Below are 25,385 nucleotides of genomic sequence, written 5' to 3'. Positions count from 1 at the left end.
CCATTCTCCCGCGGGACAGGAATACAGCGGGAATCGGAGTATAAAGACGCATGTGTCGCTGGGCAGCCTATCGTGGAGACCCCCTCTATCTGGAGGAGCTGGTGTCTTCGCCCGCCCACTCCCTGATCGAACAATCCCATTGCGCCACGCGCGCCAAGACGGCAACCAACGGTGATGGTTTCGGCATCGCCTGGTATGGCGATCGGCCGGAGCCGGGCCGCTATCGGGACATCCTGCCGGCCTGGTCCGATTGTAATCTGAAGAGCCTGGCGCGGCAGATCAGCTCGCCGCTCTTTCTCGCCCATGTCCGCGCCGCAACAGGCGGTGGCACGCGGCGGGACAATTGCCATCCCTTCGTCTTCGAAAACTGGTCGTTCCAGCACAACGGCCAGATTTCCAACTTCGATCGCCTGCGCCGGCCGATGGAAGCCATGCTCGACGACCGGTTGTTTCATGCCCGCAGCGGCACAACCGATTCCGAGCTCTTGTTCCTGCTGGCGATGCAGTTCGGTTTGGCGACCAATCCGATTGCGGCGATCGCTCAGACCATCGGCTTCGTCGAAGGGCTGTCGTTGCATCGGACTGGCTCGGTGCTGGTGCGCTTCACGGCCGCCTTCTCCGACGGAAAGTCGCTCTACGCCATCCGCTATGCGACCGACCGCAAGGCGCCGACGCTCTATGCCTCGCCAGTCGGCGCGGGATACTGCCTCGTGTCGGAGCCGCTGAACGACGACATCGATGCCTGGCGCGAAATTCCAGATGGCAGCGCCGTCATGATCGATGAGACCGGCGTCCATGTCACGCCCTTCCAGCCGGAAGAGCGCGCATCCGCAGAGCGTCCGCCGATAGCCGCTATCCGTGCGTAAACTGAGCCGCTATCAGCGTCGCCAGCCGCACGGCCACTTCATCCTTGTCGAGGTCGGGCCACTGCACGACCCCGTCATGGCTGATGATCTTCACGCGATTCCGCGTGCCGCCCATGATGCCGGTTGCGGGTGAGACATCGTTGGCGACGATGAAGTCGGCGCCCTTGCGCTCCAGCTTGGCGCGGGCATTGCTCTCGACATCCTGCGTTTCGGCGGCAAAGCCGATGACGAGTTTCGGCCGCTGCGTATGGTGGCCGACCGTCTTCAATATGTCGGGATTTTCCGTGAGCGCCAGCGTCGGGATCGACTCGCCCGGATGTTTCTTGATCTTCTGGTCCGATGCGGAGGCGACGCGCCAGTCGGCGACCGCCGCCACCATGACAGCGATGTCAGCGGGAAGGGCTGTGAGCACCGCGTCGCGCATCTCGTCCGCCCGCTCGACATGGATGACGTTGAGGCCGACCGGATCGGGTATGGTGACGGGGCCGGATACGAGGGTGACATCGGCGCCGAGTGCTGCAAGCGCTGCGGCAATTGCATGGCCCTGCCGTCCCGACGAGCGGTTGGCGATATAGCGCACGGGATCGATCGGCTCATGCGTCGGACCGGAGGTGACGACCGCCTTCTTGCCGGCAAGCGGCTTGGCGCCGTCATCCAGCCGCCTCTCGGCCGCCGCGACGATATCGAGCGGTTCCGCCATTCGGCCCGCGCCGCTCTCGCCGCTCTCGGCCATTTCGCCGGTCATCGGCCCGACGAAGGCGATGCCGTCGCTGCGCAGCGTCTCGACATTGCGCTTGGTCGCCGGATGAGCCCACATCTTCGGGTTCATCGCCGGCGCGGCAAGGACGGGCTGGTCCGTGGCAAGCAATATGGTCGAGGCCAGATCGTCCGCCAGCCCGTTTGCCATCTTGGCGAGCAGATCGGCGGTAGCAGGCGCGATCAGCACCAGGTCGCAGTCGCGCGCCAGCCTGATATGGCCGATATCTTGCTCGTCCTGACGTGAAAACAGATCGGTGAAGACATGGTCGGCGGCAAGCGCGCCGACGGCAAGCGGCGTAATGAACTCCTGCGCGCCTGATGTCATCACCGGCCGCACGCTCGCGCCGCGCTCGCGCAGCCGGCGGATGAGATCGAGGCTCTTATAAGCCGCAATGCCGCCGGAGATGATGAGAAGGATGCGCTTTCCTGCGAGAACCATGCCTGAACCCGTCGCCTGTTCTTTTGCCGATAAGCCTAAGCCTTTGGCGTGTCATAGGCAATCGCGGCGTGCTTCGTTCGAGGTCGACGTGTCGGTGATTGCGACGCAAATGATCCGTCTTGTTGGTATTCCAGGCAGGCGATCACACCGGCATCACCTACTTGTCATTTGCGTGGGTCCTCCGGCTCGACAAATCTGAGCGCGTTAACGATCGAAGGAGTAACGCCTTGAAACTGATGAAAGTCGCGATGATCGCCCTGCCAATCATGGCCGCCGCCATGCCGGCTTTTGCCGAACGTGCTTATTCCCCGCAAGAGCAAAAGAACAAGGAGATCGTTCTGGATTTCTACCAGAAGGCGCTGAACGACAAGGACTTCGACGCGGCTTCCAAATACCTGGGCAAATACATCCAGCACAACCCTCTTGCCGCCGATGGCCCCGAAGGCCTGCGTGGCTTCCTCGACTACCTGAAGAAAAACTATCCGCAGTCGAAGAGCGAGATCAAGCGCGTGATGGTCGACGGCGATTACGTGATCCTGCGCGTCCACGCCATTCGCCAGCCGGGCGATCGAGGCAGCGCCATCGTCGATATCTTCCGGGTCGAGGATAACAAGATCCAGGAACATTGGGATTCGGTGCAGCCGATCCCAGAGACATCGAAGAACAGCAATACGATGTTCTGAGTGGAAGGCCGCAAGGAAAACAGATCCACGGCCCGTCCTTCTCTATTCAAATCATTTCTGCGACATGATCCCGCAACCAATTCATGTTTGCGGGATCATGTCCGTGTTCCGAAGTTGCCGATGCCGGGCGGTCAGGTACGCGTGATCGATAGGCCGCCGTCGACGAGCGAAGCCGTGCCGCTGACGAAGCTTGCGTCATCGGAGGCGAGATAGAGGACCGAGCGAGCAATCTCTTCGGGACCGGCGACGCGCTTCAGCGCATGCAGATTGGTTATGAAGGCCTGCTTTTCGGCCGTGTCGTTCATTTCGCGGTACATATCGGTATCAACAGCGCCCGGCAGTACGGCATTGACGCGCACATTCTGCGGCCCAAATTCGGCGGCCAGCGTTTGCGTCAGGCCGATCAGGCCGGATTTGCTGGCGGCATAGGCGGCAACGCCCGGGAAGCTGACGGTGTGGCCGACAAAGGTCGACGTGAAAATCACAGAACCACCGCCGTGCTTGATCATTTCGCCAATCTGGTGCTTGGCCGCCAGGAACGACGCGGTGAGGTTGATCGCCAGCGCTTCGGCAAAGCCTGCCTCTGAAACCTCGGTGCTCGGGCCGGCCTCGCCGAGCGTGCCGGCATTGTTGAAGGCAATATCGAGCTTCCCGTAGCGCTCGACCGCAAGGGCGACCAGCGCCTTGTGGTAATCTTCCGAGCGTACATCGCCGGCCAATACGGCTGCCTCACCGCCGGCGCCTTTGATCTCAGCGGCAAGGCTTTCCAGTTCTGCGATGCGGCGAGCGCCGACGATAACCTTGGCGCCTTCGGTGGCGAAGAGCTTTGCCGTGGTGCGGCCGATGCCGGAGCTGGCACCGGTGACGATTGCGACTTTTCCATTCAAGCGGTTCATTGTTCCATCTCCTGTGTGAGGACGTGTCTTTCGGTTTCTCCGATACGTGGAAGATGGCCTTTTCCGATCGTTCGGATTAGTCTGTAAAAAGAGGAATTCGAATTCGGAGTTTCCGAACGATGCTGAAGATCGATGGGATCGTGACGTTCGTAACCGTAGCCGAGGCCGGCTCGATCAGCGAGGCGGCGCGACGCCTGCGCCTGTCGAAATCCGTCGTCAGTGAACGGCTGTCGGAAATGGAGAAAACGTTGGGGGCAACCCTGCTTCACCGCACGACCCGCAAGCTGACCCTGACGGAGGATGGCGCCGCTTTTCTGCAGCGCGCGACCCGCATCGCGCAGGAGGTGCGCGAGGCTGCGGCCGATCTCGCCGAGCGGCGCGGCACGTTGATGGGGCCGCTGCGCATCGCCGCGCCTGTCGCCTTCGGCCGCCTGCATCTGGGGCCGGCTCTCTATCCGTTTCTTGCCGAGCATCCGAAAATCGAACTGACGCTTGATCTTGACGATCGCCGGGTCGATGCTGCTTCGGATGGCTATGACGCAATTATTCGTAATGGCTTGATTGCCGACTCGCGCCTGATCGCATGGAAGCTCGCCCGCAGCCGCCGCCTTCTCGTGGCTTCGCCGAATTATCTGACACGCCGCGGCAAGCCCGCTTCGCTCTCCGATCTTGAGGACCATCGCGGTATTTTTTACACCAATCGCGGCGTCGCAGACTGGCGTTTCCAGGGACCAGACGGTGCTATGGTCATCCGTGCGAAGCTGGCTCTGGGCGTCAATAACGGCGATGTTCTCCACGACGCCGCGATTGCCGGGCTCGGCATTGCCTTGCTGCCGGCCTTCATCGCGGGGCCTTCGGTGAGGGAGGGGCGGCTCGTCGAAATCGATGTCGGCTATCGGCCGGAGCCGGAATTCATCTTCATGGCCCATCCGGAAGGGCGCAATCCCTCGGCCAAGCTCCGGGCGATCGCGGATCATCTGAAGAAGGCCTTCGGCGATCCGCCCTATTGGGAACGGGAGTAATTCCAGCAAAAGTATGAAGCGGCTTTGCGTCGGGAATTACTTGAAAACAAATAGCTGGCTAATTACGCAATCAGGTTCATGAGATTGGCAATGACCGGCGATCGTTGCGCCTTGAGGCTGGCAAGGCCGAGCCGCGCCACCACCGGCGGCCCGTCGATCTGTCGATAGGCGACGCCATCGAGCTTGATCTGCGCGATCGAAGCGGGAACGATGGAGACGCCGAGATTGGCGGCGACGAGATTGACGACGGAGGGGATTTGCGGTGCCTCCTGCGTCACCACCAGGTCGAAGCCCGCCTCGCGGCAGGCGGCGACAATATCGTCATAGAGGCTGAGCCCCACCATGCGCGGGAAGAGAATGAAGGGTTCACCGGCCAGTGCCGCGATCGGCACGCGCTCCTTTTTCGCCAGCGGATGATGAGCCGGCAGCGCGATCAGCATCGGCTCATCGGCAAAACGCTTCAGCCGCACGTCTCTCGGATCTTCAAGGCCCGGGCGGATGAAGGCGGCGTCGATCTCGCCTCGTATCAGCCGCTCCATCAGCGCATTGGTATTCATCTCGGTCAGCGACAGCCGCACCTCCGGCCAGTGTCCCCGAAACTCGCGAATGGTCGCCGTGACGATGGTGTTGAAGGCGGAAGAGGCGGTGAAACCGAGCGAGAGGCGGCCGATTTCGCCGCGATTGGCGCGCTGGGCGGCAAGCTTTGCCTTTTCAGCCGCATCGACCGCCATTCTCGCTTCGGTGAGAAAGGCTTCGCCGGCCACCGTCAGCTCAGCTCCATGCGGCACGCGGTGGAACAGCTGCGCGCCCACCTCGTTTTCCAGGTCCCGGATCTGCTGGCTGAGCGGCGGCTGGCCGATGCCGAGCTTGGCGGCCGCACGGGTGAAGTTTCCCGCTTCCGCGAGCGCCAGAAAATAGCGGATATGACGCAGCTCCATCGCTATCTCCAAAAGCTATTGAGATCGCCTGTTCCATATATTGGACTAATAAGGCGGACCTGACTAGATTTCAGGGCAAGAAAGGTTGGGTGCCCCATGTTTCGCGCCGCTGGAAAGCAGGCAACCACTGCTTCCGAAGTTCTGTCCAGTCCCGAATTGACGCTCGTCAGGAGCGAGCCGCCTGCCGATCCTCGCCAATTCCTGACGCGCGGCACGCCCGCCTTCCGCCGCGCGACCATCGCGCTGTTTCTCTCGGGGTTTGCCACCTTCTCGCTGCTCTATTGCGTGCAGCCGCTGATGCCGATCTTCTCGGAGGATTTCGGCGTTACGCCGGCTGCAAGCTCGCTGTCGCTGTCGCTTTCGACCGGCTTCCTGGCTTTTGCGATTTTTGGCGCCGCCGCCGTTTCCGAAAGCCTCGGCCGCCGCAGCCTGATGTTCATATCGCTGCTGGGCGCGGCGATCTGTACGCTCGTCTGCGCGGTGTCGCCGAGCTGGCATATGCTGCTCGTCGTCCGTGCGCTCGAGGGCATTTTGCTGGGCGGTGTCCCGGCTGTCGCCATGACCTATCTGGCCGAGGAGATCGAGCCACGCGGCCTTGGTGGCGCCATGGGCCTCTATATTGCCGGCAACGCCTTCGGCGGCATGGCCGGCCGTGTGGTCACCGGCACGATCGCCGAATCCTTGAGCTGGCGGCCGGCGCTCGCAGCCGTCGGCATTCTCGGCCTGATCGCCGCCGTCGGCTTCCTCTATCTCCTGCCACCGTCGCGCAATTTTACTCCGCGCAAGGGCTTCGATGCCGCCTTCCACGCAAAGGCCTGGGGTGGTCATTTCCGCAATGCCGCGTTGCCTCTGCTCTTTGCCATCGGCTTTCTTGTCATGGGCTCCTTCGTCACGGTCTATAATTATGCCGGCTTCCGCCTCGTCGCCGATCCCTATGACCTCAACCAGACCGAGCTTGGCCTTATCTTCACTGCCTATCTCTTCGGTATCGTCGCCTCCTGGGTCGCTGGTCTTCTCGGCGATCGCATCGGCCATTTCGCCGTGCTGCCGGTCGGCGTGCTGATCGCGGCACTCGGGGCGGCGGTGACGCTTTCCAGCTCCTTGCCGCTGATCATTCTCGGCATCGTTCTGGTGACGATCGGCTTCTTCATGACCCATTCCGTCGCCAGCGCATTGGTGGGACGGCTGGCCCATGGTGCTAAGGGGCATGCCTCGTCGCTCTACCTGCTGGCCTATTATCTCGGTTCCAGCATTGCGGGCTCCGTCGGCGGCTATTTCTGGCTTGCCGATGGCTGGAATGCCGTGGTTGCCTTCATCCTCGTGATGCTGGCAATGTGTCTCGTCAGTGCCCTTGCCATCGCTAGGCTAGCGCGCCGTTAAGGCAGGAGGCAGCCATGATCCGCATCGACCATCTCGATCATCTCGTGCTCACGGTTGTGAGCATCGAACAGAGTTGTGATTTCTATGCCCGCGTCCTTGGCATGGGCATCGAAACCTTCGGGGAGGGCCGCAAGGCTCTTACCTTCGGCAACCAGAAGATCAATCTGCATCGCGTTGGACATGAATTCGAGCCCAAGGCGAAGCAGCCGACGCCGGGCTCCGCCGATCTTTGCTTCATCAGCACCACGCCGCTGGATGACATCGTCGCTCATTTGCATGCCGAGGGCGTCGCCATCGAGGAAGGTCCCGTCCGTCGGGCCGGCGCGACCGGCCCCATTCTCTCGGTTTATTTCCGCGATCCGGACAACAACTTGATCGAAGTGTCCAACAGTCTCTCCTGAGATCACACCGCCCCCTATACGGATTGCTCCTTATGAGGTCCGCCTCTGAACGCGGCTGCTTGACTCCCGAATTTTCGACCTATATTAAACCATTAAGTTAATTAACTTTCTGGTTTATCAGGCGGCATGGACACATTAAGCATGACCCTTTCGGCCCTTGCCGATCCGACACGCCGGGCGATCCTGGCGCGCCTGGCGAGTGGCGAGGCGTCCGTCTCTGAACTGGCCGAGCCTTTCGACATGTCGCTGGTCGCCGTGTCCAAGCATCTGAAGGTGCTGGAAAAAGCTGGCCTGATCTCGAAGGGCAGGGAGGCGCAGTGGCGCCCTTGTCGGTTGGAGCCCAAGCCACTCCGGCAGGTGGATGACTGGCTGGAGAGCTATCGCCAGTTCTGGAACGACAATCTCGATCGCCTCGAAGCCTATGCGGCACTATTGCAAAAGGGAGGAGCGGATGACCCCAGCACATGAGGGCGGCAGCATGCGCCCGCCGCGCGAGATCGTGCTGACCCGCGACATTGCCGCGCCGCGCGCCCTGCTGTTTCGCCTCTGGACGGAGCCGGAACATCTGATGCGCTGGTGGGGGCCGCAGAACATGACGGCGTCATCCGTCTCCGTCGATCTGCGGGAAGGTGGTGCCTGGCGGCACTGCATTCTGACGCCGGAGGGCAGGGAATATTGGAGCCGCGGCCGCTATCTGGAGATCGTTCCGCCCGAGCGTCTCGTCTTCACCTTCGCCTGGGAAAATCAGGACGGCAAGCCCGGTCACTCCATGCAGGTTACCTTGGAATTTCATGAGCTTGGCGAGAAGACGCGCCTCGTCTTCCGCAAGGTCGAGCTGCCCGATGATACCGAACTGAAGCTGCAGACCGGCGGCTGGGAGCAGGCTCTCGACAAATATACCGCCTACGCAGAAGCCACCTCAAGGGAAGGATGAGAGTGATGAAGAAGACCTATCATGGAAGTTGCCATTGCGGCGCCGTCAGCTACGAGGCCGATCTCGATCTGCAGGGTGGCACCTTCAAATGCAATTGCTCGATCTGCAAGAAGAAGCGCAATTGGCTGGCGGTGGCAACACCGGCCGATTTCCGCCTGACCTCGGGCGATGACAACATCGGCGAATACCAGTTCGGCCCGCGCATCCTGCATCATCTCTTCTGCAAGACTTGCGGCATCAGCTCCTTCAACTGGGGTGAAAATCCCGCACTCGGCGGCAAGTTCTATGCGATCAGCATAAGCTGTCTCGACGACACCACCGATGAGGAATTAGCCGCCCTTCCTGTGGGATATTTCGACGGCCGCGACGATCGTTTCGATCGCGCGCCGGAGGAAACGCGCTATCTTTAGAGCAATTCCAGGAAAAGTGCGCAGCGGTTTTCCGTCCGGAATTGCGAGACAACAAAGAGCTGGAGCGGTCCTGCGATTCCGTGAAAAGCTGAACCACTCTAGCCGCTCGGCGAGGACTCCCAGTCCTCGAAACGTAGCTTGTGAACGCGCTCAAATTCCCTGACGTTATGCGTTATCAGGATGAGATCGCGGGCGACTGCCTGGCCCGCGATCAAAACGTCATAGGCGCCGATCGGCGTGCCGAGGGAAGCAAGGCTTGCCCGGATTTCGCCGGCTATCCGGGCATCTTCCCTATCGAAATCCAGTGTCTCGAACTGCAAGCCATCGACTCGCGCAAGGTTCTCGGCAACACGCTGACCCTTATAGGCACCATAAAACAGCTCGTGCGCGACGATGGCCGGAATGGCGAAATCCTGCGGCTTATGTCTGCGAAGTTCGCTCACGAAGCCGGGATGCCCTTTCATCAGAGCGATGACGGCATTGCTATCGAGCAGATACTTCACTTGAAGATATCCAGTTCGGGGCGTTGCTGCTCAGCCGGCTCTTCCTCGGTCGCTTCCACGAAATCCTGATCGACCGATCCTGTCACGGCTTCCAGCCAATCCCAATCTTCGGCGATCGGCTCCAGAATGATTGCTTTTCCCTGCCGTCGGATGCGCACTTCTTCGCCGTCGAAGCGGAATTCCTTCGGCAAGCGCACGGCCTGCGAGCGGCCGGACCAGAAGATTTTTGCGGTGTCCATGCCATAACTCCTTTGAGATATGACATTGATATATAGCAACTGCAGTGTGATTTCAATTCGAGGATGTCATGAGGCCGCCTTTGTCGCCAGCCAAATGACGTGGCGCGCGCCGCTCTTGCCATTGGCGCGCGTATTGACCATCTCGGCGGCAAAACCGCTGTCGCGCAGCCGCCTTGTAAAGCGTTCGTCAGGGCCAGAAGACCAGACCGCTAGCACGCCGCCCGGGCGCAACGCATCGCGAGCCGCCTTCAGGCCTGGATAGTCGTAGAGGCCATCGTTGGCTTCGGAGGTGATACCGTCGGGGCCGTTGTCGACATCGAGCAGGATGGCGTCGTAAGTCGCCTTGCTGGCGCGGATCAGCGGCCGCACATCGCCCTCGTGAATGGCGACGCGCGGGTCGTCGAGGCAGCCGTCGAAGACCGCTGCCATCGGCCCGCGTGCCCATGAAACGACTGCCGGAACCAGTTCTGCGACCGTGACTTTGGCGTCTGCATCGAGTTCTCCGAGTGCCGCCCGCAGGGTAAAGCCCATGCCCAGGCCGCCGATCAATATGTGCGGCGCCTTCCGGCCCTTGATCTTCTCGCAGGAAAGCGTGGCTAGTGCCCGCTCGGAGCCGCTCAGGCGGCTGTTCATCAGCTCGTTGGTGCCGAGCATGATCGAGAATTCCTGGCCGCGCTGCTTCAGCCGCAGCTCGCCGCCGCCAGGGATTTTCGCAGTGTCGAGCAGGGTCCAGGGGATCACAGGCAACTCTCCAAAGCAATTCCAGGAAAAATGCGCTGCGGTCTTCCGCCTGGAATTGCATGTAAGATAGATCGTTTCGAATTGCGCGGGACCATAGTCTTTCAAAGCGGGTAAGAACAGATGCGCCTATCCCAGACGGATATAGGGCACATCCTTTTTCGCGACTTCGTCCAGTGCTTCCTCATACCCGGCATCGGCATAGCGCATGACGCCGAGCGCCGTGTCGTTGGTCAGCGCGTGATCGAGCCGCTCGTCGGCGGGGGGCGTGCCGTCGGCGACCACGGTGACGCCGCAGCTCGTCATGTAGCCGGCATAGCCGCCGCCGCCGGAATGGACGACGACGAGATCGGCCATGGACGAGCAGAGCATCATCGCGTCGATCAGCGGCCAGTCGGCGATGGCGTCGGAGCCGTCCTTCATGCCTTCGGTCATGATGTTCGGATGCGCCATCGCGCCGGCGTCGAGATGGTCGCGCGAAAAGGCGATCGGCCCCTTGAGCTCGCCGCTTGCCACAAGTTCGTTGACGCGCCGGGCAAGCGCCGTGCGCTCGCCATGGCCGAGCCATGCGATACGCGCCGGCAGCCCTTCGAAGGGCACATGCTGACGGGCAAGCTTGATCCAGTTGGTGATGATCTTGTTGTCCGGGAACATTTCGAGCAGCAGATCGTCGATGCGGGCGATATCGCTCTCCTCGCCCGAAAGCGCCATCCAGCGGAACGGGCCGATGGCGCGGCAGAAGAGCGGCCGCAGATAGGCTTCGGTGAAGATCGGGATATCGAAGGCGTTGGCAACGCCGCCTTCCTTCGCCTGGGTGCGGATCAGATTGCCGTTGTCAAAGACTTCGGAGCCTTTTTTCTGGAAGTCCAGCATGGCCTTCACATGTTCGACGATCGAAGCGCGGCTTGCCGCCATGAGCTGACCCTGGCCGTCGTCGCGGAGATCCCTAACCTGCTGCACGGTCATGCCCTTCGGCACATAACCATAGACGAGGTCGTGGGCCGAGGTCTGGTCGGTGACGATATCGGGCACAATGCCGCGCCGCGCGATCTCAGGGTAGATCTCGGCCGCATTGCCGACGAGGCCGACGGAAAGCGCCCGCTTTTCCTTGACCGCAGCGTCGATCATCGCCAAAGCGGAATCGAGATCGGGCGCGATTTCCTGCAGATAGCCGATTTCCTGACGCTTTCGGGCGCGCTCCGCATCGATGTCGACGCAGAGGATCGCAGCACCCGCCATGCGGCCGGCGAGCGGTTGCGCGCCGCCCATGCCGCCGAGGCCGGCCGTCAGGACGAAACGGCCGAAGAGATCGCCGTCGAAGCGGCGCTCCGCGATGCGCATGAAGATTTCGTAGGTACCCTGGATGACGCCCTGGCTGCCGATATATTGCCAGGCGCCGGCTGTCAGACCGCCCCAGCAGATCAGGCCCTTGCGCTGCAGCTCGTAGAACACCTCGGCCTTCGCCCATTGCCCGACGATGTTGCAATTCGCCATGATGACGAGCGGTGCCTTGTCATGCGTACGGATGAGGCCGATCGGCTTGCCTGATTGGATGAGCAGGGTTTGGTTCTCATCCATCTCGGTCAGCGCCTTCACGATGCCCTTGTGCGCCGCCCAGTTGCGCGCCGCCTTGCCGAGGGCTGCGTAGACGACGAGATTATCCGGATCTTCGCCGACCGAGAGCACGTTTTCGAGCAGGCGCAACAGGGCCTCCTGCCGCCAGCCCTTGGCACGCAGTTCCGGACCACCGGGAATGGGGAATTTCGGGTGACGTGGATTGGCTTTCGGCATGGATTTCCCTTCCCTGTTTTCATTGTTGTTTCGGCGGCCCGGCTATTTCGGCGGCAGGCCTTCGACGAAGTCCAGCGCGGCCAAAAGCAGGCGCTTGCGCAGCATGTCGTTGCCATAGGCTTCCGGCCCGGCGCGCACCCATCCCTGCATTTCGCGGCCGCGTGACAGCATGGGTTTGATATCAGGCTGCTCCAGCGCCCAGGTATCATTGCCCTTGCCGAGGCGGACCAGCATCCCGTCCTCGCGAGCGCCGCAAAGCAGGTGGCCGTTGAGCAGAAAGGCCCAGCCGCCGAACATCGTTTTCTCGCTGAGCCCGGGCCGGTGCCCGAGCTCTTCTCTCAGCAATTCTTCGAGACCTGCGTCACGCGCCATCTGCGCCTCCCGAACTTCTCAGCCTTTCTTGCCGGCCAGAGCGTATTTCGCGATCTCGATCCCCATGGCCTTTTCGACGGAGGGATAGACTGTGGGGTCGAGCACGCTGGCAGACAACGGAATGATACCCATCGGCACATGCAGGATGAAAACCTTCATGCCCTCGTGCAGCTGGCCGACGCTCAAGGGCTCGCCTTCCGGCGATAGCGTCGTGATGACGGAGGGGAAGGTCGCGAGCCGTTTGCCGTCGGCATCCTCGACGGCCATGTATTCGTTCATCACGTGCATGACCACGGTCTTGTCGCCGCTGCCGACCGTGACGGTGCCGATGTCGAAGGCTTCCTTCGTGTAGACGACATCCTTCCTGGTGATCGTACCCTCGGCCAGGATATGGCCGCCGGTGGTCCTGCAGATGGCGTCGATGACGGCGCTGCCGCCTTTCTTTTCCGCTTCGATGATGGCTTCGCCGAGGGAAAGCGCCATCGAAATGCCGCCGAGCGCCGCATGCGTACGGACATAGGAAGCCCGCAGCGGATTGCGGCAGGAAGCGATGAAGCCGCCGGACTGGTCGGATGCCGCGCGCAGGATCGGCGAGATCTTCGCCGTCGCGCCCTTGACGACCAGCTCGATATAGCGGTTCTCGGCGCGATTGCCGCCGACGGCGGTCTGGATCATCTGCTCGGGTGAGCTCGCCATGCCGATCGAACCCATGTCGCCCGTGGGATGAGCGCGGATATCGCCGACCGCGTCCACGACCTTCGTTCCGAGGATGGCCGATGGCAGCCAGCCGTTCAGCGTCGAGGACTTGCCGTTCTGGCCGATGATCAGGCCGGAAAGCTTCTCCCCGAGTTCGTCCTGCAGCAGTTGTGCGGCCTTGACGTAATCAATGCCCTGCATTTCCCAGGGGGTCGTGGAGGCCGGCGCGCCGATGGCGGCGGCCGTCGCGATCCAGTCGTTGTCGTTAAGCTCGTCGATCGACACCAGCTCCGGCTTGCCGACATTGACGGCCGCATAGCCGAGCATGCGGCCGTGATCGGCCCAGCCGCCACCGCCGGCGGCATAAACCGAGCCGCCCTTGACGGCCGCTTCCACATCCTTGGCAACGAGTACGCGTCCCATCGGCTACTCCCGGTTCTGTTTGAGGTTCTTGTCCATGTCGCGCACCGCTTCGAAAAGAACGGCGGCGCCCATGGCGATGTCGTCATTCTCGGCCCATTCCTCGGCGCAATGGCTGCGGCCTTCCTTGCAGGGCACGAAGATCATGGCGGCAGGCGCAACCTTGGCGATCCAGGCCGTGTCGTGGCCGGCGCCGGAGGCCATGCGGCGATGCTTTGCACCAACCGTATCGCAGGCGCGCTCGAGCGTTTCGAGCAGCGCCGGAGTGCCCGGCGTCGGCATATTGTCGGAGACGCGCAGCGGCGGGTTGATCGTGACGCCATAATCGGCGGCGATGGTCTTCACCTCGCCGTCGATCCAGGCGAGGAAATCTTCCATGTCGCTGCGGATTTCGGCTCGTCCGTCGATCAGCAGCACGACCTTCGAGGGCACGACATTGGCCGCGTTCGGCTCGATACGGAATTCGCCGACCGTCGCGGCAAAATGACCCGGCGTCTTTGCCTGTTCGGCCGCGCGGCTCCTGATATCAAGTACGAGCTGCGAAGCTGCCACGAGCGCATCCGCGCGGCGATCCATCGGCGTCGTGCCGGCATGATCGGCGCGGCCTTCCACAGTGATTTCGATGCGGGTGATGCCGGCGATCGCGGTGACGATGCCGATATCCTTGTTCTCGGCTTCCAGCACCGGACCCTGTTCGATATGCAGCTCCAGGAAACCGGCAAGATCTGGACGCTTCTGGGAGAGCAGCACGGCGGGATCACCGCCGACTTCGGCAATGCCCTGCGATAACGTGCGGTCGCCGCTCACGCGGGAGAGCCACGCCTCGGGGATCTGCCCGGTCATGCCGCGGCTGCCGATGCAGGAAACGCCGAAGATGCTAACTTCCTCGGCCAGGAAATCGACGATCTCCAGATCATGGTCGAGCTCGATGCCGCGATCCTTCAAGGAGCGCGCCACTTCGAGCGCCGCGATCGTACCGGCGATGCCATCAAAGCGGCCGCCGTCGGGAACGGTATCGGAATGCGAGCCGACAAGGATGGTGCCGAGGCCGGGCTTTGTGCCCGCGCGCCGGCCGATCAGATTGCCGGCAGCGTCGATCCGCGTCTCAAGTCCAGCCGCCTTCATCCGTGCGTCGATATAGGCGCGTCCTTCCAGGAAGAGCGGCGAGAAGGCACGGCGCGTCCAGGGGTGGCCGGGGTCGGTGATCCCTGCCAGCGCATCGATATCCTCGGCGATACGGTCGGCGTTGACGGGCAGGTTGTGGCGCTTGGCGTCGGACATCAGGCAGCATCTCCGGCAAGAATTTGGCGAGGCAGGGGGCGGACGAAACTGCCGGAGCCGGGTTCGGCCAGCACCTTCTGTCCCTCGGTAATTTGTTTGCCTCTCAGATAGGCGGCGGACACCGTCCAGGGCAGGCGGATGCCATTATAGGGGCTCCAGCCGACGACGTTATTGCCGCTTGCGGCGGCGTCATAGACCGTTTCGCGCGGTTCCAGCACGACGATATCGGCGTCCTTGCCCGGCGTCAGCGCGCCCTTGACATGATCAAGGCAGAAATGCTTAGCCGGGTTTTCGGCCATCAGCTTTGCCGCCCAGGTCAGCGGCACGCCGCGTTCCAGAGCACCCTTGACGAAGAGCGGCACCATGACCTCCAGTCCCGGTACGCCGGATGCGTTTGCCAGCATATCCGGATTGGTCTTGCGGTTTTCCGACCAGCTGACATGGTCGGTCGAGACCAGCCAGACATTGCCTTCCGCCACCTTGCGCCACAAGGTTTCCACTTCGGCGCGCGGGCGGATGGGCGGATTGATTTTCGCCTTGCCGCCGAGGCGCCGCACATCGCTTTCTTCGTCGAGCGTCAGATAATGGATGCAGCATTCGACCGTGGCTTCGAAGCCGTCGCGGCGATAGGCGCGGGCGATGTCATAGCCGCGGCCGAGCGAGCAATGCACGACGTGCGCCGGACAGCCGGTATCCGCACCCGTCTCGAAGATTGTGTGCATGGCGAGCAGCTCTGATATCGGTGGGCGGGAAAGGCCGTGGGCGCGATAGTCTGTGACGCCGCTCGCCTTCACCTGCTCCATATAGGTGCGGACCGCTTCGTCATCCTCGTTGTGGACGCCGGCGGTGAGGCCAGTCGGGGCGATCGCGGCAAAGCAGGCATCGAGCAGGGCGGGCGGGATGCGTGGAAAGCGTTTCGGATCGGTGCCGAAGGTGGAGAACTTGAAGGCGGAAACGCCGGCCTCGACCATCTCGGCAATGCGCGCCGGGCCTTCTTCCGGATCGACCGTACCATAGAGAGCAAAGTCGACACGCGATTGTGGCGCGGCATGATCGATCTTCCTCTTCACCGCCGCTGCCGAGCAGACGAGATTGCCTTCGTCATAGGGCATATCGACAATGGTGGTGACGCCGCCGGCCGCCGCCGAGCGGGTCGACCAGATGAAATCCTCCTGATCCTTCTGCGAGAGGGAATGGACCTGCGCGTCGATCGCGCCGGGCAGGATCAGTGCCTTGCCGAGCAGATGCCGCTCGCGTGCTTGCGGCGGCACGCCAATGCCGATCTCGGCGATCTTGCCGTCGCGAACGGCGACGTAGCCGGCTTCCACGATACGATCAGGCAAAACCACGGTGCCTTGCAGGACAAGATCGAAATCGGCCATGTGCATTCTCTCCGCCGGTCGGTTGGTTCAGTCGGTTGGTTCAGTCGGTTGGCTCAGATGGCAACGGTGTCGTGATAAAGCCGCTCTTCGACCCGCTCCAGCGAGCCCAGCGCGAAGAAATCATCATAGGCGAGGATCGGCTTGTGGGCGATCATTTCCGAAACGAAGGCCTCGGAGGCCAGTTCCTCCTCGATCGCTTCGACTTCGGCCGAGAGGGGACGGTCGACCACATAGAAATCCGCATGCTTGCGCACGACCTCGTAGAGCATGCGCGCCACGCCCTCCGGCTTATCGCCGAGAATGTCCATCGCCTGTGCCGAAAGCAGCGCTTCCAGAGCGGCCAGGCGCTTTAGCGCCCGCATCTGCCGTTCGAAGCGTTCGATGACCAGCGGCAGGAAGGCAGCCTCGTCCTCCATGCCGGCCGCCACGACGAGCGACTGCGCCGAGACCGGATTGGACATGGAAAGAACGCGTGAGAAGATCTCGCCGGCGAGCTTGATGATCGGGCCGAAGCCTGTCGCGATCCGACCTTCCGGCACGAGATTGACCGGCAGGCCGCGCCGTTGGCCGTTGCCGAGCAGGACACAGCGATTGAAGGCATTGCGCGCGGCATGGGCCATGCAGATGAGCGCGCCTTCGAGCAGGATGGTGACGTCGAGCGGCAGCGAGCCGCCTGACGTCATGACGCGTCCGTCGACGATGACGGGATTGTCGTCGGAACGGCCGGTGGCGGCGAGAATCTTGTGGCCGGCGGTCAGCAGGTTCTCAATGACGGCGCCGAAGACCTGGGCGATCATGCGCAAGCTCAAGGGGTCCTGCACATGGGTGGCGACCGGCCATGGCCATTCGTCCGAGGCGTTGCAGAGCCAGGCGCCGATCAGCGCTTCCCGCGCCGTACCGACATGGCGCACGGATATCCAAGGATCGCGCGATGCCCCAAGCGCACCCGAAGCCATCATGCCGGTGGCGAGCAGCACGCGGATCGAGGAGGCGGCGTTGCGGGTCGTCTCGGCCGCAGCCGCGAAACTGACGGCATTGACGCTGAGCGAGGCCAGGCTGTCGCGTGGCAGCATCCTGACCGGCATAATCCCCGCGGCATCGAAGGCATCGGCCGCCTGCATCCGTCGGCCGCGATAGACCGCTTCGCCGACGCCGGTCAGAACCGCGCCGATCTGGCCCATCAGACCGATATCGGCACAGCCGATCGAGCCGGTGCGCCGAACGACGGGAATGACATCGGCACCGAGCAGCTGCAGATAGGCATCTATCAGCTCCTGCGAGCATCCGACCTTGCCGGTGAGCGCGGTATTGATCCGGATCGCCATCGCATTGCGAACGACCGACATGGAGAAAGGCGCGCCCGTGCCGAAATGATGGGCGCGCACGAGCCCGAGATTGAAGGTATCGAGATCTTCCGGCGACCACTCCACATCCTTCATGGCGCCGACGCCGGTGGTGGAGCCATAGACCGGCATGCCGGATTGGATCGTGCTTTCAAGAACGCCGCGCGCGAGCCGCACCCGGGCCATGCCGCTTTCCGAAGCCGAGGGCACCACGCTGCCCGAGCCGATCCGCACCAGATCGCTGAAGCCTAAGGGTTGGCCGCTGAGTTCGATGCCGGCTTTCCGATGCTCCATGTCCGTTGTTCTCCTTTTTCGCAAGGCTATGCGAGCCTTGTCGCCAATGGGATATCCCAAATGGCGAACACCTCGATAGGTGCGCGTGCCGATGAATTCTCGGACGAGTCAGGCCGACGCGCAACTCTGTGTTTGCACGTATATATAGGCTCGGAGAGGCAAAGAGCGGACAGAGAAGGGAAGGAGTCCTTCGCCGATCAGCTTAGATGCCAGGCGATATAGAGCAGCGTCAGCGCGATCACCCACAATGCGAAACGGCCGGAGCGGCTGTGCTTGGCCTCGGCCTTGCCGATTGCCTCGGCGGTCTGTGGGTCGAAACGCAGGCCGTTTTCGCTCATGGCGAGAAGTTCGTGATGGAACTTCTCGGTCTTGGCGGCGATTTCCGGCACGGCTTCGGCGAGCTTCACGGCTGCCTTCACGCCATCCCGCAGGTCCGTCATGATCCGTTTCGGGCCGAGATTGGTGCGGATCCAGTCGCCGACGACCGGTTCCGAAGCCTTCCACATATTGAAGCGTGGATTGAGCATGCGCGACACGCCTTCGACCACGACCATGGTCTTCTGCAGCATGACGAGTTCAGGCCGTGTTTCCATATCGAAGAGTTCGGTCACTTCGAAGAGCAGCGTCAGAAGCTTGCCCATGGAGATCGTCTCGGCCGGCTGGCCGTGGATCGGCTCGCCGATGGCGCGGATGGCCTGTGCAAAACTCTCGGTATTGTGATGGGCGGGCACATAGCCGGCTTCGAAATGCACCTCGGCCACGCGAATATAGTCGCGGGTGATGAAGCCGTAGAGGATTTCGGCCAGGAAACGCCGCTCCTTCCTGCCGAGACGGCCGACGATGCCCATGTCGACGGCGACGATCGTGCCGGTGGGATCGACGAAAAGATTGCCGGGATGCATGTCGGCATGGAAGAAGCCGTCGCGCAGCGTGTGACGAAGGAAGGACTGGATCAGCGTGTCGGCAAGCACGTTGAGATCGTGGCCGGCGGCCTTCAGCCCCTCGACGTCGGACATTTTCACGCCGTCGATCCACTCCATGGTGATGACGTCGCGCCCAGTCCTTTCCCAGTCGACCTTCGGAACGCGGAAACCCGGATCCTTCCCGGTGTTCTCGGCAATTTCCGAGAGGGCTGCCGCCTCCAGCCGCAGATCCATCTCGACCTTGGTGGTCTGCTCGAGCGTCTTGGTCACCTCCACCGGCCGAAGGCGGCGGCTGGAGGGCATGAAGCGCTCCTGCAGCCGCGAGACGAGATACATCGCCTTGATATCGTTTGAAAAACGCTGACGAACGCCCGGCCGGACCACCTTGACGGCAACGCGTTTGCGGCCCTCGGCTGTCTCGATTTCGGCCGGATGCACCTGTGCAATCGAGGCGGCGGCGATCGGTTCGCCAAAATTCACGTACAGATCGTCGATCCGGCGGCCAAGCGAGGCCTCGATTGCCGCTGTCGCCGTATCATGCGGAAAGAAGGCCATGCGGTCCTGGAGCTGCGACAAGTCATTGGCCATGTCGACGCCGACGACATCGGGGCGGGTCGCCAGGAACTGGCCGATCTTCACATAGGACGGCCCGAGCCGCTCGACCGCCTTGGCAAGCCGGTCGCTGCGGGCCTGGCTCTTCGCCTTCCTGCGGGCAAAGATACTGACGAAGGATTTGGCAAGGCTGATGGAGGGCGGCAATCCCTCCGATGGCAGCGCCATGACCACGCCTTCGCGCACAAGCACCCAGCCGACCCGGACGAGGCCGAAATATGCGCTGAAAGCACTCATAGCGTCTCAAGGTCTCGAAGAGCGGAGGCCGTCAGCCGCATTGCATGGCTCGACATCATGCTTCAGAGCTTCCAGCCGGAGTGCAGCGCGGCGATGCCGCCGGTGTAGTTGGTGAAGCTCACGCGGGAGAAGCCGGCTTCGCGGATCATCGTTGCGAAGTCCTGCTGGTTCGGGAACTTGCGGATCGATTCCACCAGATACTGATAGGGCTCGGCCTCGCCCGTGATCGCCTTGCCGAACTTTGGAATGGCGTTGAAGGACCAGGCGTCGTAGACGCGGTCGAGCAGCGGCAGATCGACTTCGGAGAATTCGAGCACGAGCAGCCGGCCGCCGCGCTTCAGCACGCGATAGGCCTCCTTCAGCGCGACATCGATATGCGGCACGTTGCGGATGCCGAAAGCGATCGTATAGGCGTCAAAGGAGTTCGGCTCGAAAGGCAATTCCTCGGCATTCGCCTCGACGAAGGTGAGGTTGTCTGAAAGCTTCTTCTTTTCCGCGCGCTCGGCGCCGACGGCAAGCATAGAGCCGTTGATGTCGAGCACGGTTGCATGCGCCAGCCGGTTCGAGGCCTCGACGATGCGGAAGGCGATGTCACCCGTGCCGCCTGCAACATCGAGGGTCTTGTAACTCGCGTCCTTTCGCGGATTGAGCGCCGATATCATCGCGTCCTTCCAGGCGCGATGCATGCCCATGGACATGACGTCGTTCATGACGTCGTAGCGCTTGGCGACCTTGTGGAACACCTCGTTGACGAGGCCCTGCTTTTCGCCATCGGCCACTTCGCGGAAGCCATAGGATGTTTCCATGCCGCCATCGGCGGAGGTGCGGCTTTCTGCCATCGGCTCAACTCCGTTACACTGCAGCGCCGCGCGTCATATGCGACGCGCAAAGGTCGCTGCAGCATTTTAAATCTGCTGCATAATTTAATCCTTAAATCGACTCCGATTTAAGGAATTACGCAGTATCCAGCGGCGGGCCATAGCGAAATCGCGTTTGCCACGCTATCTCATCAGCCTGATCACCAGCCGCGATGTCTTGGGCTATAGCTCAGATCATAAGCGGTTGAAACATAAAGATGGATAGCCATGCCGGAATTACCAGAGGTCGAAACCGTCAGGCGGGGGCTCGCGCCTTCGATGGAAGGCGCCGTTCTGAAGGAGCTGGAGCTGCGCCGCAACGATCTGCGCTTTCCGTTCCCGATCGATTTCGCCCGCATGGTTTCGGGGCGCGGCATCACGTCGCTGTCGCGCCGCGCCAAATACCTGCTGATCGATCTCGACGATGGCAAGACGATCATCGCCCATCTCGGCATGTCCGGTTCGTTCCGGGTCGAGGCGGGCGCTGCGGCCGAGGCGCCCGGAGCTTTCCATCATCCCCGTTCGAAGGACGAAAAGCATGATCATGTCGTCTTCCATCTGATGGGCGGCAGCGGCGATGCGCGTGTCATCTATAATGACCCGCGCCGCTTCGGCTTCATGGACATCGTCAGGCGGGCCGACATGGCCGGCCATCCCTTCTTCCGCGATCTCGGCCCGGAACCCACAGGCAATGAATTCGATGCCGATTATCTGGCTAAGCGCTTTGCCGGCAAGGCGCAGCCGCTGAAGAGCGCGCTGCTGGATCAGAAGAATATCGCCGGTCTCGGGAATATATATGTATGCGAGGCGCTTTGGCGTTCGCATCTGTCGCCGCTGCGTGCCGCTGGCACGCTGGTCACCGATAGCGGTAAGCCGGCGAAAGCGCTGCTGACGCTGGTCGAGGCCATCCGCGAGGTCATTGCCGATGCGATCGCCGCGGGCGGCTCGTCGCTGCGCGATCATATCCAGACGGACGGATCGCTCGGCTACTTCCAGCACTCCTTTTCCGTCTATGATCGCGAAGCCCAGCCTTGCGGTACGCCCGGCTGCGGCGGTACGGTCAGTCGCATCGTCCAGGCGGGACGCTCTTCTTTCTATTGCGCCTCCTGCCAAAGCTGATTGAAGGCCAAAGCTGATTAAAGGGAGAGACAGATGGCTTACGAAACCCTCATCGTCGAAACTCATGGGGCTGTCGGCCTTATCAGGCTCAATCGGCCACAGGCGCTGAACGCGCTGAATTCCACCGTGCTCACCGAGCTGAAGCAAGCCTATGCCGCCTTTCACGAGGATGATGCCATCGGCGCGATCGTGCTGACCGGTTCGGAAAAGGCCTTCGCCGCCGGTGCCGATATCAAGGAAATGCAGTCGCTTGGTTTCGTCGACGCCTACAAGAATGATTTCTTCGGCGGCTGGGCTGATATCGCCAACGCCCGCAAGCCAGTCATCGCGGCTGTCGGCGGCTTTGCGCTCGGCGGCGGCTGCGAGCTGGCCATGATGTGCGATTTCATCATTGCCGCCGAGACCGCCAAGTTCGGCCAGCCGGAAATCACCCTCGGCGTTATCCCGGGCATGGGCGGTTCGCAGCGGCTGACCCGCGCCATCGGCAGGGCAAAGGCTATGGATCTGGTGCTGACGGGCCGGATGATGGATGCGGCTGAAGCCGAGCGTTCGGGCCTGGTGGCGCGCGTCGTGCCGGCCGACAAGCTCTTGGACGAGGCAATGGCCGCCGCCGCCAAGATTGCCTCCCATTCCCGTCCGTCCGTGCTCATGGCCAAGGAAGCGGTCAACCGCGCCTTGGAAACCACCCTCGAGGAGGGGTTGCGCTTCGAGCGCCGCCTGTTCCATAGCCTGTTCGCCACGGAGGACCAGAAGGAAGGCATGGCCGCCTTCATCGAGAAGCGCAAGCCGGAGTTCAAGAACCGGTGAGGCCGTGATTTCGGAAATGCGCGGGTTTGGCGAGAATCCGCGTTGACGCCGGGGCTCATTCCGGCTATATGCCCGCCACAGTTTGGAAAGCCGCTCTGGTTTTCCGCAATTGCTCCCGCATTGCTGGATGAGGTGGCCGCAGGGCCCGCGCTGCAACGATGGAGTTTTGTTCGAATTCTAAGAGAGGCATACATGGCCAATACTACCTCGGCGAAAAAAGCGACCCGCAAGATCGCCCGCCGCACCGATGTCAACAAGGCTCGTCGCTCGCGCGTTCGCACGTTCGTTCGCCAGGTCGAAGAAGCCATCGCATCGGGTGACGCAGATCGCGCAAAGACAGCCTTCGTCGCTGCCCAGCCGGAACTGGCTCGCGCGGCAAAGAAGGGCGTGCTTCACGCCAATACGGCTTCCCGCAAGGTTTCGCGTCTTGCTAAGCGTGTGAAGGCCCTTTCGGCCCCGACCGCGTAACTTTCTCTTAACGATTCCGTCGTTAGACTTGAGCCCGGCCTTGTGCCGGGCTTTTTGAGTTTGGCCAAAAAATTGCCGTATTGCCAAAAACGACCGGCCGATCATGTCATTGGCGTGACAGAAATACGCCTTTTAAAACAAGGGCTTACAGCAGGATATCTCAGCGCTGGGTGATCTGCATGACGCATTGCCGGCTCACAAGTGAGTCAAGGGATTTTTTATTTTTTTTGTTTTGAAAGCTGTGGGAATCGCGTTTGTCGGGAATCTCTTTGATTCAACAGCGATTCTTTTTTGAAGGGCTTGTGACAGTCAAAAATGGCCTCCGGAGTCAATGGCCGGCTCTTAATTTTGTGTAAAATTCATCGTTGATATCTGCCCGTGATCCTGCCTAAATGCATTTCAACAAGGGGCGCGGATTTCACCTTAAACGGCTTCGGCAAACACCGTCATTTAGGCGGCGTGGGTGGTTTTGTCTCTTGTGACGGAGCAGTTCAGCTCCGTTTTTTCAAACAGTTGACGAGTTAAAGCTGGAAGCTGCAACGCTTGCGGAACGAGGAAGCTTGTCTGTCCTTTGCAGCCTGAGTTAGTGGCGTGGCTGCGGGGAGGGGAGAAAAATTGACAGCCATCGGGGCAGCCGGTCGGAATACGAGGGCCGATTGACGCTCCATATGCAGATGCCTAGACGAAGGCTGCTTCAAGAGCGGTTTTCGCCACAGTGTTTCTGTAGTGCCCGTTGGTCGGGCATGGCTGATGAACCGGTATGCGGCGCGGCTTGGGACAACGGGCGCGATTGTCATGCTATGGCGAAGAACCTAGGGGCGGCGGTGCATTGCTCTCCCGCCCTATAAGAGACTGTGGAAGGCGGCAATTATAATGCAGATACATACGAGGACGAGGGGCGCATTGGAGAATGGGGACAATGCGCAGACGTTCGGTGCGGTTTGCTTAGAGGCGGCGGGGGAAAAGGGTGACGTGGCGCAAAATAATCTGTTCGAGCGCGTCAGCGCGCGCTTGAAGGCCCAGGTCGGACCCGATGTCTACGCCAGCTGGTTTGCACGACTTAAGCTCCATTCGGTATCGAAGAGCGTCGTTCGTCTCACAGTTCCGACGACCTTTCTGAAGTCGTGGATCAACAATCGTTATCTCGATTTGATCACCGGCCTGTTCAAGGCTGAGGATGCCGAGATCCTGAAAGTCGAAATTCTGGTCCGCACCGCGACGCGGCAGGGCATAAAGCCCATCGCCGACGAGCAGCCCGCGATGCCGGATCAAGCGGCTGTGGCGCCGATCCGCCGTCCCACCGCGCAGCCGGCCGGCCATGCAGTGGCACAGGCGGTGAATGCGGCTGCTGCCGCGCGGCCCGCAATGGCAGGTACGCCGCTGTTTGGCTCTCCGCTCGATTCCCGCTTCACCTTCGACACCTTCGTCGAAGGCAGCTCGAACCGCGTCGGCCTTGCTGCTGCAAAGACCATCGCCGAAGCCGGTACGGGCGCCGTGCGCTTCAACCCGCTCTTCGTCCATGCGACGGTCGGTCTCGGCAAGACGCACCTTCTTCAGGCGATCGCCAATGCCGCCGTGCAGAACCCGCGCGGCCTGCGTGTCGTCTATCTGACGGCGGAATATTTCATGTGGCGCTTCGCCACCGCGATCCGTGACAATGATGCACTGACGCTGAAGGATTCGCTGCGCAATATCGATCTGCTCATCATCGACGACATGCAGTTCTTGCAGGGCAAGATGATCCAGCACGAGTTCTGCCATCTCTTGAACATGCTGCTCGACAGCGCCAAGCAGGTCGTCGTTGCCGCCGATCGCGCGCCCTGGGAGCTGGAATCGCTCGACCCGCGCGTGCGGTCGCGCCTGCAGGGCGGTGTTGCCATCGAAGTCGAGGCACCGGACTATGAAATGCGCCTTGAGATCCTCAAGCGCCGCCTTGATGCTGCCCGTCAGGACGATCCGTCGCTGGAAATCCCGGCCGAGCTTCTTTCGCATGTCGCCCGTAATGTCACGGCAAGCGGCCGCGAGCTGGAAGGAGCCTTCAACCAGCTGATCTTCCGCCGCTCCTTCGAGCCGAACCTGACGGTCGAGCGCGTCGACGAATTGCTGGCACATCTGGTCGGCTCCGGTGAGCCGCGCCGCGTCCGCATCGAGGACATCCAGCGCATCGTGGCCCGCCACTATAATGTCTCGCGCCAGGAGCTGGTTTCGAACCGCCGCACGCGCGTCATCGTCAAGCCGCGCCAGATCGCCATGTATCTGTCGAAGACCCTGACGCCGCGTTCCTTCCCGGAAATCGGCCGCCGTTTCGGTGGTCGCGATCATACGACCGTGCTGCACGCCGTGCGCAAGATCGAGGAACTGATTTCCGGCGACAGCAAGCTGTCGCATGAAATCGAGCTGCTGAAGCGCCTCATCAACGAGTAGGCGCGGGCAGCCTTCACTCCGTGTTTCACGGCCGGCCTAACCGCCGGCCGTTTCTTTTGTAAGTCTTTGTCCTGCCGCTGCGAGCGGCAGGCCGCAATCCAACCGGAATCGCTAGAGCAATTCCAGGAAAAGTGCGCAGCGGTTTTCCGTC

The 25,385-nt window shown here is 61.7% G+C and carries 26 protein-coding genes; 12 read left to right on the top strand and 14 right to left on the bottom strand.

Going from position 1 to position 25,385, the window contains the following annotated elements; translation table 11 throughout:
- Positions 1-50 precede the first annotated feature (50 nt).
- Positions 51-866 carry a class II glutamine amidotransferase gene (locus HGP16_RS17360; protein WP_168841261.1) on the top strand — a complete coding sequence of 272 codons (816 nt, stop codon included), beginning with the start codon at positions 51-53 and terminating at the stop codon, positions 864-866.
- Here HGP16_RS17360 and coaBC read toward each other — a convergent pair.
- Positions 853-2,064: a bifunctional phosphopantothenoylcysteine decarboxylase/phosphopantothenate--cysteine ligase CoaBC gene (gene coaBC, locus HGP16_RS17355; RefSeq protein WP_168841260.1), complete on the bottom strand. Its 1,212-nt coding sequence runs from the start codon at positions 2,062-2,064 to the stop codon at positions 853-855. The two genes, HGP16_RS17360 and coaBC, sit on opposite strands and share 14 nt — an antisense overlap.
- A 236-nt stretch (positions 2,065-2,300) precedes the next feature.
- Between coaBC and HGP16_RS17350 the strand changes: the two genes are divergently transcribed.
- Positions 2,301-2,747 carry an ester cyclase gene (locus HGP16_RS17350; protein ID WP_205926617.1) on the top strand — a complete coding sequence of 149 codons (447 nt, stop codon included), beginning with the start codon at positions 2,301-2,303 and terminating at the stop codon, positions 2,745-2,747.
- Between the two features lie 131 nt (positions 2,748-2,878).
- Here HGP16_RS17350 and HGP16_RS17345 read toward each other — a convergent pair whose 3' ends face one another.
- On the bottom strand, positions 2,879-3,643 hold the full coding sequence (locus HGP16_RS17345) for an SDR family oxidoreductase (RefSeq protein ID WP_168841258.1): 765 nt from the start codon (positions 3,641-3,643) through the stop codon (positions 2,879-2,881).
- Between the two features lie 119 nt (positions 3,644-3,762).
- On the opposite strand from HGP16_RS17345, the gene HGP16_RS17340 reads away from it, so the two are divergent.
- Positions 3,763-4,665, top strand: a complete 903-nt coding sequence (locus HGP16_RS17340; protein WP_168841257.1) for a LysR family transcriptional regulator — start codon at positions 3,763-3,765, stop codon at positions 4,663-4,665.
- Between the two features lie 62 nt (positions 4,666-4,727).
- On the opposite strand, the gene HGP16_RS17335 is transcribed toward HGP16_RS17340, so the two are convergent.
- A complete protein-coding gene (locus HGP16_RS17335; protein WP_168841256.1) occupies positions 4,728-5,603 on the bottom strand; it encodes a LysR family transcriptional regulator in 876 nt (291 codons plus the stop codon).
- 96 nt (positions 5,604-5,699) lie between these two features.
- On the opposite strand from HGP16_RS17335, the gene HGP16_RS17330 reads away from it, so the two are divergent.
- The 5 genes from HGP16_RS17330 (at position 5,700) to HGP16_RS17310 (ending at position 8,728) form a co-directional block, all read left to right on the top strand.
- Entirely contained in the window at positions 5,700-6,983 is a 1,284-nt protein-coding gene (locus tag HGP16_RS17330; protein ID WP_168841255.1) for an MFS transporter, read from the top strand.
- A gap of 14 nt (positions 6,984-6,997) precedes the next feature.
- Entirely contained in the window at positions 6,998-7,384 is a 387-nt protein-coding gene (locus tag HGP16_RS17325; RefSeq protein ID WP_168841254.1) for a VOC family protein, read from the top strand.
- Positions 7,385-7,510: 126 nt separating this feature from the next.
- Positions 7,511-7,852, top strand: coding sequence for an ArsR/SmtB family transcription factor (locus HGP16_RS17320; protein ID WP_168841253.1), 342 nt, complete (start codon positions 7,511-7,513; stop codon positions 7,850-7,852).
- Positions 7,836-8,318, top strand: coding sequence for an SRPBCC domain-containing protein (locus tag HGP16_RS17315; RefSeq protein WP_168841252.1), 483 nt, complete (start codon positions 7,836-7,838; stop codon positions 8,316-8,318). The genes HGP16_RS17320 and HGP16_RS17315 overlap by 17 nt, the downstream gene beginning before the upstream one ends.
- 5 nt (positions 8,319-8,323) lie before the next feature.
- The gene (locus HGP16_RS17310) at positions 8,324-8,728 is read left to right on the top strand and encodes a GFA family protein (protein ID WP_168841251.1); all 405 of its coding nucleotides are present in this window, start codon (positions 8,324-8,326) and stop codon (positions 8,726-8,728) included.
- A 98-nt stretch (positions 8,729-8,826) separates the two neighbouring features.
- On the opposite strand, the gene HGP16_RS17305 is transcribed toward HGP16_RS17310, so the two are convergent.
- From HGP16_RS17305 to ubiE, 11 genes are all read right to left on the bottom strand, one after another.
- Positions 8,827-9,231 carry a type II toxin-antitoxin system VapC family toxin gene (locus HGP16_RS17305; protein WP_168841250.1) on the bottom strand — a complete coding sequence of 135 codons (405 nt, stop codon included), beginning with the start codon at positions 9,229-9,231 and terminating at the stop codon, positions 8,827-8,829.
- Positions 9,228-9,470: a type II toxin-antitoxin system antitoxin VapB gene (locus HGP16_RS17300; protein ID WP_168841249.1), complete on the bottom strand. Its 243-nt coding sequence runs from the start codon at positions 9,468-9,470 to the stop codon at positions 9,228-9,230. The genes HGP16_RS17305 and HGP16_RS17300 overlap by 4 nt, the downstream gene beginning before the upstream one ends.
- A gap of 66 nt (positions 9,471-9,536) precedes the next feature.
- Complete coding sequence (locus HGP16_RS17295) at positions 9,537-10,211, bottom strand: spermidine synthase (protein ID WP_168841248.1); 675 nt, start codon at positions 10,209-10,211, stop codon at positions 9,537-9,539.
- A 126-nt stretch (positions 10,212-10,337) separates the two neighbouring features.
- Positions 10,338-11,999 carry a urocanate hydratase gene (locus HGP16_RS17290; RefSeq protein ID WP_168841247.1) on the bottom strand — a complete coding sequence of 554 codons (1,662 nt, stop codon included), beginning with the start codon at positions 11,997-11,999 and terminating at the stop codon, positions 10,338-10,340.
- Between the two features lie 42 nt (positions 12,000-12,041).
- A complete protein-coding gene (locus HGP16_RS17285; protein ID WP_168841246.1) occupies positions 12,042-12,371 on the bottom strand; it encodes a TfoX/Sxy family protein in 330 nt (109 codons plus the stop codon).
- Positions 12,372-12,389: 18 nt separating this feature from the next.
- The gene (locus HGP16_RS17280; RefSeq protein ID WP_168841245.1) at positions 12,390-13,490 is read right to left on the bottom strand and encodes a DUF917 domain-containing protein; all 1,101 of its coding nucleotides are present in this window, start codon (positions 13,488-13,490) and stop codon (positions 12,390-12,392) included.
- A 3-nt stretch (positions 13,491-13,493) separates the two neighbouring features.
- Positions 13,494-14,768, bottom strand: a complete 1,275-nt coding sequence (locus HGP16_RS17275) for a Zn-dependent hydrolase (RefSeq protein WP_168841244.1) — start codon at positions 14,766-14,768, stop codon at positions 13,494-13,496.
- The gene (locus HGP16_RS17270; protein ID WP_168841243.1) at positions 14,768-16,150 is read right to left on the bottom strand and encodes a dihydroorotase; all 1,383 of its coding nucleotides are present in this window, start codon (positions 16,148-16,150) and stop codon (positions 14,768-14,770) included. Before HGP16_RS17270 ends, HGP16_RS17275 begins: the two co-directional genes overlap by 1 nt.
- 53 nt (positions 16,151-16,203) lie before the next feature.
- Positions 16,204-17,787, bottom strand: a complete 1,584-nt coding sequence (locus HGP16_RS17265) for an aromatic amino acid lyase (RefSeq protein WP_168841242.1) — start codon at positions 17,785-17,787, stop codon at positions 16,204-16,206.
- Positions 17,788-17,984: 197 nt separating this feature from the next.
- Complete coding sequence (gene ubiB, locus HGP16_RS17260) at positions 17,985-19,559, bottom strand: 2-polyprenylphenol 6-hydroxylase (RefSeq protein WP_168841241.1); 1,575 nt, start codon at positions 19,557-19,559, stop codon at positions 17,985-17,987.
- Positions 19,560-19,621: 62 nt separating this feature from the next.
- Entirely contained in the window at positions 19,622-20,398 is a 777-nt protein-coding gene (gene ubiE, locus HGP16_RS17255) for a bifunctional demethylmenaquinone methyltransferase/2-methoxy-6-polyprenyl-1,4-benzoquinol methylase UbiE (RefSeq protein WP_168841240.1), read from the bottom strand.
- Positions 20,399-20,644: 246 nt separating this feature from the next.
- On the opposite strand from ubiE, the gene mutM reads away from it, so the two are divergent.
- From mutM to dnaA, 4 genes are all read left to right on the top strand, one after another.
- Complete coding sequence (gene mutM, locus HGP16_RS17250; RefSeq protein ID WP_168841239.1) at positions 20,645-21,535, top strand: bifunctional DNA-formamidopyrimidine glycosylase/DNA-(apurinic or apyrimidinic site) lyase; 891 nt, start codon at positions 20,645-20,647, stop codon at positions 21,533-21,535.
- Between the two features lie 33 nt (positions 21,536-21,568).
- Positions 21,569-22,342, top strand: coding sequence for an enoyl-CoA hydratase (locus HGP16_RS17245; protein WP_168841238.1), 774 nt, complete (start codon positions 21,569-21,571; stop codon positions 22,340-22,342).
- A gap of 192 nt (positions 22,343-22,534) precedes the next feature.
- Entirely contained in the window at positions 22,535-22,810 is a 276-nt protein-coding gene (gene rpsT / locus HGP16_RS17240; RefSeq protein WP_132715658.1) for a 30S ribosomal protein S20, read from the top strand.
- Positions 22,811-23,683: 873 nt separating this feature from the next.
- A complete protein-coding gene (dnaA, locus tag HGP16_RS17235) occupies positions 23,684-25,234 on the top strand; it encodes a chromosomal replication initiator protein DnaA (RefSeq protein WP_168841237.1) in 1,551 nt (516 codons plus the stop codon).
- Positions 25,235-25,385 lie beyond the last annotated feature (151 nt).

The organism is Rhizobium sp. P40RR-XXII (assembly GCF_012641405.1).
In the GTDB taxonomy this organism is placed as follows: Bacteria; Pseudomonadota; Alphaproteobacteria; order Rhizobiales; family Rhizobiaceae; genus Rhizobium.
The sequence above is the reverse complement of the archived record's forward strand: the minus strand, read 5'-3'. Positions and strand labels throughout refer to the sequence as shown.

Coding starts and splice junctions, on each gene's coding strand:
- HGP16_RS17360 (WP_168841261.1), top strand. CDS start 51: ATGTGTCGCTGGGCAGCCTATCGTGGAGACCCCCTCTATCTGGAGGAG.
- coaBC (WP_168841260.1), bottom strand. CDS start 2,064: ATGGTTCTCGCAGGAAAGCGCATCCTTCTCATCATCTCCGGCGGCATT.
- HGP16_RS17350 (WP_205926617.1), top strand. CDS start 2,301: ATGAAAGTCGCGATGATCGCCCTGCCAATCATGGCCGCCGCCATGCCG.
- HGP16_RS17345 (WP_168841258.1), bottom strand. CDS start 3,643: ATGAACCGCTTGAATGGAAAAGTCGCAATCGTCACCGGTGCCAGCTCC.
- HGP16_RS17340 (WP_168841257.1), top strand. CDS start 3,763: ATGCTGAAGATCGATGGGATCGTGACGTTCGTAACCGTAGCCGAGGCC.
- HGP16_RS17335 (WP_168841256.1), bottom strand. CDS start 5,603: ATGGAGCTGCGTCATATCCGCTATTTTCTGGCGCTCGCGGAAGCGGGA.
- HGP16_RS17330 (WP_168841255.1), top strand. CDS start 5,700: ATGTTTCGCGCCGCTGGAAAGCAGGCAACCACTGCTTCCGAAGTTCTG.
- HGP16_RS17325 (WP_168841254.1), top strand. CDS start 6,998: ATGATCCGCATCGACCATCTCGATCATCTCGTGCTCACGGTTGTGAGC.
- HGP16_RS17320 (WP_168841253.1), top strand. CDS start 7,511: ATGGACACATTAAGCATGACCCTTTCGGCCCTTGCCGATCCGACACGC.
- HGP16_RS17315 (WP_168841252.1), top strand. CDS start 7,836: ATGACCCCAGCACATGAGGGCGGCAGCATGCGCCCGCCGCGCGAGATC.
- HGP16_RS17310 (WP_168841251.1), top strand. CDS start 8,324: ATGAAGAAGACCTATCATGGAAGTTGCCATTGCGGCGCCGTCAGCTAC.
- HGP16_RS17300 (WP_168841249.1), bottom strand. CDS start 9,470: ATGGACACCGCAAAAATCTTCTGGTCCGGCCGCTCGCAGGCCGTGCGC.
- HGP16_RS17290 (WP_168841247.1), bottom strand. CDS start 11,999: ATGCCGAAAGCCAATCCACGTCACCCGAAATTCCCCATTCCCGGTGGT.
- HGP16_RS17285 (WP_168841246.1), bottom strand. CDS start 12,371: ATGGCGCGTGACGCAGGTCTCGAAGAATTGCTGAGAGAAGAGCTCGGG.
- HGP16_RS17280 (WP_168841245.1), bottom strand. CDS start 13,490: ATGGGACGCGTACTCGTTGCCAAGGATGTGGAAGCGGCCGTCAAGGGC.
- HGP16_RS17275 (WP_168841244.1), bottom strand. CDS start 14,768: ATGTCCGACGCCAAGCGCCACAACCTGCCCGTCAACGCCGACCGTATC.
- HGP16_RS17270 (WP_168841243.1), bottom strand. CDS start 16,150: ATGGCCGATTTCGATCTTGTCCTGCAAGGCACCGTGGTTTTGCCTGAT.
- HGP16_RS17265 (WP_168841242.1), bottom strand. CDS start 17,787: ATGGAGCATCGGAAAGCCGGCATCGAACTCAGCGGCCAACCCTTAGGC.
- ubiB (WP_168841241.1), bottom strand. CDS start 19,559: ATGAGTGCTTTCAGCGCATATTTCGGCCTCGTCCGGGTCGGCTGGGTG.
- ubiE (WP_168841240.1), bottom strand. CDS start 20,398: ATGGCAGAAAGCCGCACCTCCGCCGATGGCGGCATGGAAACATCCTAT.
- mutM (WP_168841239.1), top strand. CDS start 20,645: ATGCCGGAATTACCAGAGGTCGAAACCGTCAGGCGGGGGCTCGCGCCT.
- HGP16_RS17245 (WP_168841238.1), top strand. CDS start 21,569: ATGGCTTACGAAACCCTCATCGTCGAAACTCATGGGGCTGTCGGCCTT.
- rpsT (WP_132715658.1), top strand. CDS start 22,535: ATGGCCAATACTACCTCGGCGAAAAAAGCGACCCGCAAGATCGCCCGC.
- dnaA (WP_168841237.1), top strand. CDS start 23,684: ATGCAGATACATACGAGGACGAGGGGCGCATTGGAGAATGGGGACAAT.